This is a genomic window from Paenibacillus sp. cl123 (assembly GCF_900101595.1).
Taxonomy (GTDB): Bacteria; Bacillota; Bacilli; order Paenibacillales; family NBRC-103111; genus Paenibacillus_G.
Window position 1 is genome coordinate 1 of sequence record NZ_FMYY01000011.1, and the last position, 9446, is coordinate 9446.

The window sequence follows — 9446 nt, forward strand, 5'->3', positions numbered from 1 at the left end:
TGTTTCATGATCTCTCCATGCGAAGAAACCAGCTATCCGGTCTTAGCTACCGTTTCCGGTAGTTATCCCGATCTTACAGGCAGGTTGCCTACGTGTTACTCACCCGTCCGCCGCTAACCTATCCCCGAAGGAACAGATCCGCTCGACTTGCATGTATTAGGCACGCCGCCAGCGTTCGTCCTGAGCCAGGATCAAACTCTCCATTAAGGTAGTCTTTTCGAACCGAAGCTCGAAATGGCTACAAAAGGTAGTTCGACTTGCTCAAAATTTACTGCTAGCGAGAATTTTCATTCTCTATTTAACACTCACTCGTTGTTCAGTTTTCAAAGGGCAATTTCATCGATCGCTTGTCCATGTTCACAGCTGTTATTTCATTAGCCGTTCGTGACAGCGAGGATTACTATAACACATTCATTTTTGTATTGCAAGCATCTTTTTCTTTAATGTTTTATTTCCAATCCAGGGGACGAACCCGCTTGGTGCAGAAGCTTTACATTAATGAATCGGACAACGAAAGCTAATTTACCACATTTACTACCCGACATGCAAGTAGTAATTTCTATCTTTTTTTTGCCCTGCTTTCTTGGGCCGGGTTACAATATACCATGCTTGCATTCCACAATGCAACCCTGTATCTTCTCCAATTATATACATCTGTATGTTTATGAAGGAGCCTGTGTCCTATGATGCAAAAACGTACCGTTACCATAACGCAGGGCGTGGCCCTGTATATGGGAGCCGTTCTCGGTTCGGGCATTCTGATATTGCCCGGGTATACCGCACAGGTAGCCGGCCCCGCTTCTATTCTGGCCTGGGCAATCCTTTCCTTGCTTAGCATACCGGTGGCCTACACCTTCGCCCGGCTTGCCCTCAAGTACGAAAATTACGGCGGCATCTCTACTATAGTGAATGCGGCTTTCGGCGATACGTGGGGAGCGATCGTCGGCTGGTTCTTCCTCGTCTGGGTTGCTACGGGGCAAGCCGTTGTCGGATTAACAGGCGCAGCCTATATCGCCGCCGCCTTCCATTGGCCCCCGCCTGTTGTGTATGGGATTGCCTTTCTGCTGCTGGCGGCCGCGCTGGTCTCCAATCTGCTGGGCATGCGCATAAGCGGCCTAGTGTCTCTCGGATTGAGCGGTACTGTTCTGATCCTGCTAGTGGTGACCATCGCCTACAGCTTGCCCGAAACGACACCGAACCATTTCGTCCCCTTCGCTCCTTTTGGCGTGCGGGGGATCGGTCAAGCCTGCGTGCTTATTTTCTGGGCGTTCTTCGGCTGGGAGAGCATCACCCATCTGGTGCCCGAATTCAAGCGCCCCCATCCGGACGTCATGCGCAGCACCTGGATCAGCGTTATTGTCGTCGGTCTTGTCTACACGCTGCTCGCTGTCGTTACGGTGGGCACCGGCATTTATGGCAGCGAAGCGGATACCGCGCCCTTGGCCTCGCTGATGAATCGGGCGCTGGGCGTCAACGCCGGTCTCGCGACCGCTATCATCGCCTGCATCGTCTGCCTCGGCACGCTTAACGTTTATTTGGCCAGCTCTTCCCGCCTGGCGTTGTCGCTGGGCGCCGACCGCAAGCTGCCGCGCTGGTTCTCGGGCACATCGGCCAACGGTACGCCGTACCGCTCGGTGCTGTTTCTATTTATCACCAACGCGCTGGTGCTGCTGTTCAGTTACCGGTTCGCCTACCCGGTCGACAAGCTGCTGCTCCTCCCGACCACCCTCGGGATTCTGGTCTACATACTCGCATCCCTCGCTTGTCTGAAGCTGCTCTGGCATGATCCCAAAGGCCGCTGGGCCGCCGGGATCTCCACCGCCTTATGCGTCGCAATTGCCCCGTTTTCCGGCGGATACCTGGCCGTTCCCCTGCTCACGGCGGCATGCTGTCTTCTCTATCTATATATCGCCAAACGAACATCTCCGCTGCCAGCTGATTCGGACAGCCCGCCGGAGGAGGCTTAGACGTTGTCTGATGAGAGATGACTTCATTTTCGTTTTTGGTATAAATTGTTGTAAAATATGGCGTAAAGAGGTGAAGCCACAATGGAAGCTTTATTGCATGTCGAACATCTCACAGGGGGCTACAGCAAGCAAAGACCTGTGCTGCACGATATCGGCTTCACAGTCAAGCCGGGCGAGATGGTCGGTCTAATCGGACTTAACGGCGCGGGCAAAAGCACGACCATCAAGCATATTCTCGGGCTGATGGAGCCGCATTCAGGAACGGTCAGGCTCGGAGGCCGCCTGCTGAAGGACGATCCGACCTCCTACCGCCGCACGTATGCTTATGTGCCCGAAACGCCGCTGCTTTATGAAGAGCTGACGGTAAGCGAGCACCTGGAGATGGCCGCGATGGCTTACGGTCTGAGCAGGGATACTTATGAGCAAAGAGCCGCTATACTGCTGGAGGACTTCCAGATGGCTCCCTTCCATAATCGGCTGTCGGCTCATCTGTCCAAAGGGATGAAGCAGAAAGTCATGATCATGAGCGCATTCCTTGTAAAGCCTGACCTGTATATCATCGACGAGCCTTTCCTGGGCTTGGATCCGCTGGGCATCCGGTCTCTGCTGGAGCTGATGGCCAAGGTCAAATCGGACGGAGCCGCCATTCTCATCAGCTCGCATATATTGTCCACGATCGAGCGTTATGGCGACCGCTATGTCGTGCTTCATCAGGGACGGCTGGCCGCCTACGGCGATCTGGAGACGCTGCGCTCTGCGGCCAGGATGCCGGGCGCGCCGCTGGATGACGTATTCTGCAGCCTGGTCACTCAGGATGTGAATGCGAGATGAGCAAGCCGGAGCCATTGACATTCGATGCCGGGCGGCTGTGGAGCAAACGGGAGCGGGCATTTCTGGCGGAGATCAAGCCCTATGTCGGATATGCTTTGCAAACGGTGTCTCTGCTGATCGTGCTCGGCATGCTGGCCATGACTTATTTGTACGGCAAACTGCTGGTCATGGCCCCGCCGGGGTTTCCGTTTCGGGAGATCATCACGCTCGTTCTGCTGCCGATCCTCGCGCTTAGTCCCATCCGCACCTACTTGAGAGAACCGGATCTGGTGTTCTGGATACCGCTGGAGTCGGAGCTGGTAAGGGGGTATATGACCAAGGCCGTCAATCGCGCCTGGGCCTGGCAGACCATCGGCGTACTCATCGTCTGGCTGGCCGTTTGGCCCGCCTACGCCTTCTCCGAAGGAGACAAGCCGGGCTTTCTGCATGCGCTGCTTGTGCTGATCGCGATCAAGCGCATCTTGCTGCAGGCCAGATGGCTGGAAGCCGCCTTGCTTGCCTCCAAGCCGGCCCGAATCGTCTGGTCGCTAAGCCGCTGGCTGGCTGCAGGCAGCCTGACTTATGCGCTGCTTACCCTGCGGCCGTGGGTCGGCACCCTGATCGTCGCCGCCGCATTGCTGCTATACGTAGGCCTTATCCGCCTATCCACGGTACGGACGCTGCAATGGCTGCGGCTGGTCGACACAGAGCGCAAGCATAGACGAGCCATCCTGCAGCTGCTGAATCAATTCGTCGACGTCAGCGACATGCAAGGCCGTCCCCGCTCGGTTCATGCGCCGCGCAAACTGATGGAGCGCCTCGGGGGCTTCCGCTTTCAGACGGCGCATACGTACCGTTTTCTGTACGCCTATGTGTGGCTCCGCTCCGAAATCTTCGGCATTGCGCTGCGTTTAAGCATTCTGGGGTTTCTGATCATCGCGTTCACCCGGGGTTTCCTGGTGCCGACGCTCGTCTTCCTCGTATTCGCGGCGCTGCTCGCCCTGCAATTGAAGGAATTGACGAAGGCATACCGCCACTCGGACTGGTCCTTCATTTACCCGCTTCCACCGCAGCTCCGCGCCTCATCCGCCGCGAGCGTCGTCAGGAGCATCCATGCCGCCGCAGTCGCGCTCCTCGCTGTGCCGCTGCTGTGGGCGCTGCCGGCCTTCTACTATGCGTTCGTTCTGCTGGCCGCTGGCTGGGGATTGACTTTGCTTTTATGCCGGGTGCGGACCAGCGCCGAGATCTAGCAGTTCATTGCGCTTACAGTGCTCAGGGTATGCTCGGACAGGACGCAGGCTCTGCGCTCCAACGCCAAATAGGAGCTGAACAGTCAGCTCCTGATCTCCCCGTCTGACGGGGCAAAACAACGCACGCTGCATGCTAGCCCCGGTCCAGAAACCGCTCCCGGACCTCGGGGCTCGGGATCATACAGGCGTCCGTTCTCCCGAATAGCCGGTACCGATGGCGTGCAAATAGAGAATAAACGGCATCGCGCAGCGGAGCCGGGACGATAATCGCCGCGTAGCATAACCGCCATGCTCCTCCCAGCTCCCTCAGCACGCGCAGCCCGGCGGTTGACCGGGTAAAAGCCCGCCCTTGCTGGACCAGCACAAACGTGTCGGGAGTCGCTCCTTCCAAGCCATGCTGCCGGAGCAGCGACTGTCCCGTCTCCGACTGGAGCGCCGCGAAGCGGAAGATGCCCCTCCGGTCTCTCGGTAATATAAACTGAACGGCTCGCTGGCAAAAACCGCAATCGCCATCATACAAAACAACCGGATGCACAGATATTATCCGGCCGCTTTCTCTCTGCTCGCTCATTCTCCCGGCCTCCTCCGCAAGTTCCGATTTTCTGCTGAAGCCTGCTGGCATTATCGAGTTCAGCGAATTACGCTGGCATCTCCAGTATACGCGATATTGCTGCTTCTTGCAGCAGCTTATCCTCCTCCGTCAGCCATATGGAACGCAAACAGGCCGCCCGCAGCGGCCTTTCCGGTCTTCTTGCCAACAATCGTATATAGCAGCGAATGCCGGGCAGTTTTGCTAAGGCTCGGCACTCGTGGTTGTCGGAGTCGGTAGAGATGGACAGCGACGGTCAGCGCCCGGAACTAGCCTTTTACCGCTCCCGCGACCATGCCCTTCATAATTTGCTCCTGGAAAATCAGATAGATGACAATCGTCGGAATGACGGCTATCGCCATTGCCGCCATCGTCAAGCTGTAGTCTGTGCCGAAACCGTCCGAGAAGATCGACAAACTGAGCGGCAGCGTCTTCAGCGCATTCTTGTTAATAAACACGAGGGCAAAAGCAAAATCGTTCCAAAACCGGAGAAAAGCCAGAATCGAGACGGTCGCCATCGCCGGAACCGACAGAGGAAAAATGACCCGGAAGAAAATCCCCCAATAGCCGTTCCCGTCGATCATCGCGGCTTCTTCCACTTCCTTCGGCACCGAGGTCAAATAAGCGGCAACTACAAAGATGGCAACCGGCAATTCAAACGCTGTATAAGGCAGGATCAATGCCGCATAAGAATCCAGAATCCCCATCGACTTCATCATGATGAACAACGGTACGAGCGTACTGTGAATCGGAATCAGCATGCCCAGAACAAACAAAGCCATGATAAAGCCCTTCAGCTTGAACTCCAGTCTGGAGAGCACATAAGCCGCCAGCGTACCGAGCAGCAGCGTGAGCGCCATGGAACAGAAAGTAACAATAACCGAATTGGTCATCGCCGTGCCAAGCCCGGCCACCTTCCAAGCTCTCGTGAAGTTCTCGATTTGCCAGACGGAGGGCAGCGAGAACGGCTTGCCGTAAAATTCCTGATTGGACTTGAACGAACTGATGAATAGCCAGACCAGTGGATAAAGCGTCAGCAGCGCATATAAAGTCAACAGCCCGTTCGCCAGCCAGGATCTGAGCTGTCTTGCCAGCTTCGCCGTCGGGCTTAGACCTGCGGCCGCTTTGCCGCTTGCAGTTGTTGCCTCCATGTCCAGTCCCTCCTTCTTCTGATGATCGTCTCCCCGGCTAATCCTGCTTGCGCTTCATGAGTATCTGGCTGCCGAGTACCAAAATCATGCTGAAAATAATAATCAAGGTGGACACCGATGCACCATATCCGTACCGGAAAACATTGAAGGTGCTGTTATACATGTAGGTAGCGAGAAGCTCGGTCGATTGCGCCGGTCCTCCGTGCGTCATCACGTAGATCAGATCAAAGGCCTTGAGGCTTCCCGAAATACAAAGCACGATAGCTACCTTGATCGTATCCCAGATCATCGGCACGACGATCAGATACAGTCTGCGGAATCCGACCGCGCCGTCAATTTTGGCGGCATCCTCGACCTCCGAGGATATATTCTGGATGGCGGCGATGAACAGAATCAGATAAGGGCCGATATTAGCCCAGACGATCGGCACGCTGACCGAATACATATTGACCTTCGGATCGCCCAGCCAGTCCTGTATCCAGGAAGACAGGCCGAGGCTGTCCAGAAGATAATTCAGAATGCCGATCTGCGGGTTGTAAATATATCCCCAGATAATCCCGATGACTACAGATGCGAGCACCATCGGCATAAATACGGCGGAGCGGACGAACCGGTGAAAAAACGAGCTTTTCCACAGCACCAATGACAGGAAAAGCGCAATAGGCACTTGTCCGAATATCGAAGCGGCAACGATGATCAGATTGTTTTTGAACGCCCGCCAGAATACCGGGTCCTGCAGCACTTCCATATAGTTGGCGAAGCCGACATACTTCATCGCGCCGATGCCTTTCCAGTCGAAGAACCCGTAGAAGGCTGACCAGAAGATCGGAATAATGACGAATACCGTATAAATCAATAAGGCGGGAAGCAGGCCTATGAAAATAAATCCCCGTACCCGATTTGCGGCAGCCATAGCGAACCCCTCTTTCAATGACTAATGATGCGGCTGTAGGGTGATTGCCGAGCGGCTGGTCCCAAGGCGGACCGGCTTCTCCGGAGAAAAGCCGATTCTATCCATGGTTCACCGCCAGTCAAACACTTTCCGGAAGAGACGGATCGTTATTTGCCGAGAGATTTGGCTTGAGCGTCCTGCAGCTTCTTGGCAATATCTTCAGGTTTGCCGCCCATGAGCAGCTCTTGAAGACCGTTGTTGATAGCCTCGGCCCCTTGGGAGCTCAGGTAGGCGTCATATACCGGCGTGAATTTCACTTGCTTGGTCAGGTTATAAGCCTTCAGGAACAGGGATGTTACTTTCGTCGGATCTACATCGACCTTGTAGTTGACGACAGAGTTGCTTTCGGCTACGGCCTTCATGCCTTCAGGTCCGCTAACCGTATAGATTAGCTCATACGCCGCATCCAGCTTCTTGCCGGTCAGCTTCTTGCTGATCGCCAGTCCGCCGCCCGCTCCGCCGGAGAGGGTGTTCGGATCGCCTTTGCCCCCCGGGATCGCCGGAAGCACGGTGACCTCTACTTGATCCAGCTGCTCCTTCGTACCGGTCGCCGCCATATTCGTAAGCGCCCATGCGCCGTCAATCATCATCGCTGCCTTGCCTTGGATGAAATACTGCTCCATCTGCGTGTTATCAAGGCTGTTGAAGCCTTGCTGGAAGGCGCCCGCATCGGCCAAGCCCTTGAAATAAGTCAGCGCTTGAACGAATTCGGGATCGGTAAACTTGGCTCCATCCTGCTTGGCCGCTTTCATGAACCAGTCCGTACCCGTCACGCGATCCGCCAGCGAGCTGAGAATGCTGGATTGGGCCAGCCAGGCCGCCTTGTTGCCGAGAGAAATCGGAGTAACGCCTTTCTCCTTGAACGTCTTCACAGCCGCCAGCAATTCGTCCCAGGTTTTCGGAACCTTGACCCCGTGCTGATCAAACAATGACTTGTTATAGAAAAACAGCGAGGTTACCGACGCGTTGATCGGCGCTGCGTAGATTTCATTATTGAATGAGAGCGGACCGAACGCACCCTCCATGAAGTTGTTTTTCCATTCGGGCTTCTTGTCAAGCAAAGGCGTGATCGGCTGCAGGAGGCCTCCGTCGTAATATTCCTTGATCCCCGTACCCGCGTGCGCGAAAAATACGTCAGGCATCTCGTTGGCAGCCGCCACGGTCTTCAGCCGCTGACGGTAACCATCGGGAGGAATAGCCTGGGCGTCCAGCTCGATCTCGGGATGAGCCTTCTGGAATTTTTCAATCTGGCCGCGAACCGCTTTGGCGCGCAGATCGTCGCCGGAGAAGTTATGCCAGACGGAGAGCTTGATCTTCTCGGCCGGCGCTTCGGTTTTCGTCTCGCCGCTTGGCTTCCCGCTGGTTCCGCCCGTTTCGGCGGGGGCCTGGCTGCATGCTACGAGCGTCGATAAGGCCAATACGGATGCAAGGCTAGCCGTAATTCTCTTTTTCATGTGAAACCCTCCTCTTTTTGCTTACAAGCTTAGTATATGGAGTATGGCTTCTGCGTTATAGGGGAGATCCTTCAGAAGGAGGGTAGACAAAATCCGGTTCTCTTATGCTCGCGATTAGCGGATATGCCGGAAATCCCCGGACATGCTGAAAACACGGGCCGGTTGGCCCGTGTTTGTTGTCCGGTATAACGGAGAGACGGCCGGTTCGATCAAGCGAAGGAAGCCACCCAGTCCAGGATCGTATTCGCCAGCTCCTTGGGCGCTTCCATCATGCTCATATGCCCTGTGCCGGGAATAAGCTTTTGCGTCACGTTCTCCCCCTGGACCACGAAGGTCCGCTCCGCCGGGATGATCTGATCCTGCTCGCCGGCCGCCAGCAGGAGCGGCAGCTCCGCAGCACGCAATACGGCGTTGCGATCTGCCCGTCCCCGCATCGCATCAAGCGTGCGCACCGCCCCTTCCGGACTGGTGCCGAGGCCGATTTCCTTGGCCTTCCGAACGGCCTCCGGCATCGTTTCCAGATGGGCCGGCGCGAACAGCTTGGGCACCAGTCCTTCGATAAATACCGGCAGCCCCTGCTCCCGGATCGTCTGCATCCCTTTCAGCCGGCCTTCCTTGGCCTTTTCGTCATCCGGATAAGCCGTGGAGTGAATGAGGCCAAAAGCCCGCAGCTTGTCGGCATGGCGCTCAGCCAGCGCAAGCGTCACATACCCGCCCAGCGAATGGCCGAGCACGATGGCCTTTTCCGTCCCTAGCTCGTCGATCAACGCCGCGATGTCATCTGCCAGCTGCTCTATTGTGCAAGGCTCATCCGGCGAGCCGGACGCTCCATGACCGCGAAGATCCGGCACGATCACGCGGAAGTGAGCGTCCAACAGCGGTACCACCTCATCCCAATAAGCGCCGCTGCCGCAAAACCCGTGAAGCAGCACCAACGGATGGCCTGAGCCCTGCTCTTGGTAGGAGAGGCTCCAGCCGCCCCGGTCTGCCGTTCTTTGTCCCATAATATGTACCTCCTAAGATATGGCGTGTGCGCCAGATTGCACAATATTCAGTATACCCGATTTACCCCAAGGGCTGTAAGTTGAACCGTAATCTGTCTAAGTCCTCTCCGGGAAGCCATTCAGCCCGGCAGCGAAAAGAGGCTGTCCCTTATGGAGCGGGCAGCCTCGTTTGACGAATGAACGGACGTTTGTTGCTACGTTAAGTCTCATGCTCGCTTGGAGCGCCGGACGGGGGCAGTTTGTACGGTTTTCCGCACAACTCCCCTACC

Annotated in this window: 8 protein-coding genes and 1 rRNA gene; 3 read left to right on the forward strand and 6 right to left on the reverse strand. The window is 56.1% G+C overall.

The window, feature by feature from the left end:
- Positions 1-207, reverse strand: a 16S ribosomal RNA gene (locus tag BLR08_RS17605); the annotation flags it as partial.
- A gap of 476 nt (positions 208-683) precedes the next feature.
- Here BLR08_RS17605 and BLR08_RS17610 point away from each other — a divergent pair.
- From BLR08_RS17610 to BLR08_RS17620, 3 genes are all read left to right on the forward strand, one after another.
- Positions 684-1967: an APC family permease gene (locus BLR08_RS17610; RefSeq protein WP_256257826.1), complete on the forward strand. Its 1284-nt coding sequence runs from the start codon at positions 684-686 to the stop codon at positions 1965-1967.
- An 81-nt stretch (positions 1968-2048) separates the two neighbouring features.
- Positions 2049-2798: an ABC transporter ATP-binding protein gene (locus tag BLR08_RS17615; RefSeq protein ID WP_072337878.1), complete on the forward strand. Its 750-nt coding sequence runs from the start codon at positions 2049-2051 to the stop codon at positions 2796-2798.
- On the forward strand, positions 2795-4027 hold the full coding sequence (locus BLR08_RS17620; RefSeq protein WP_072337879.1) for an ABC transporter permease: 1233 nt from the start codon (positions 2795-2797) through the stop codon (positions 4025-4027). The genes BLR08_RS17615 and BLR08_RS17620 overlap by 4 nt, the downstream gene beginning before the upstream one ends.
- Before the next feature lie 133 nt (positions 4028-4160).
- On the opposite strand, the gene BLR08_RS17625 is transcribed toward BLR08_RS17620, so the two are convergent.
- The 5 genes from BLR08_RS17625 to BLR08_RS17645 all read right to left on the reverse strand — a co-directional run bounded on the left by BLR08_RS17625 (position 4161) and on the right by BLR08_RS17645 (position 9177).
- A complete protein-coding gene (locus BLR08_RS17625; protein WP_072337880.1) occupies positions 4161-4598 on the reverse strand; it encodes a thiol-disulfide oxidoreductase DCC family protein in 438 nt (145 codons plus the stop codon).
- 287 nt (positions 4599-4885) lie between these two features.
- Positions 4886-5767 (reverse strand): carbohydrate ABC transporter permease, encoded by an 882-nt coding sequence (locus BLR08_RS17630; protein ID WP_083537546.1) that lies wholly within the window; start codon positions 5765-5767, stop codon positions 4886-4888.
- A gap of 37 nt (positions 5768-5804) precedes the next feature.
- Positions 5805-6680 (reverse strand): carbohydrate ABC transporter permease, encoded by an 876-nt coding sequence (locus BLR08_RS17635; RefSeq protein ID WP_072337882.1) that lies wholly within the window; start codon positions 6678-6680, stop codon positions 5805-5807.
- 146 nt (positions 6681-6826) lie between these two features.
- Entirely contained in the window at positions 6827-8173 is a 1347-nt protein-coding gene (locus BLR08_RS17640; protein ID WP_072337883.1) for an extracellular solute-binding protein, read from the reverse strand.
- Positions 8174-8382: 209 nt separating this feature from the next.
- Positions 8383-9177 (reverse strand): alpha/beta fold hydrolase, encoded by a 795-nt coding sequence (locus BLR08_RS17645; protein ID WP_072337884.1) that lies wholly within the window; start codon positions 9175-9177, stop codon positions 8383-8385.
- Between the last annotated feature and the right edge of the window lie 269 nt (positions 9178-9446).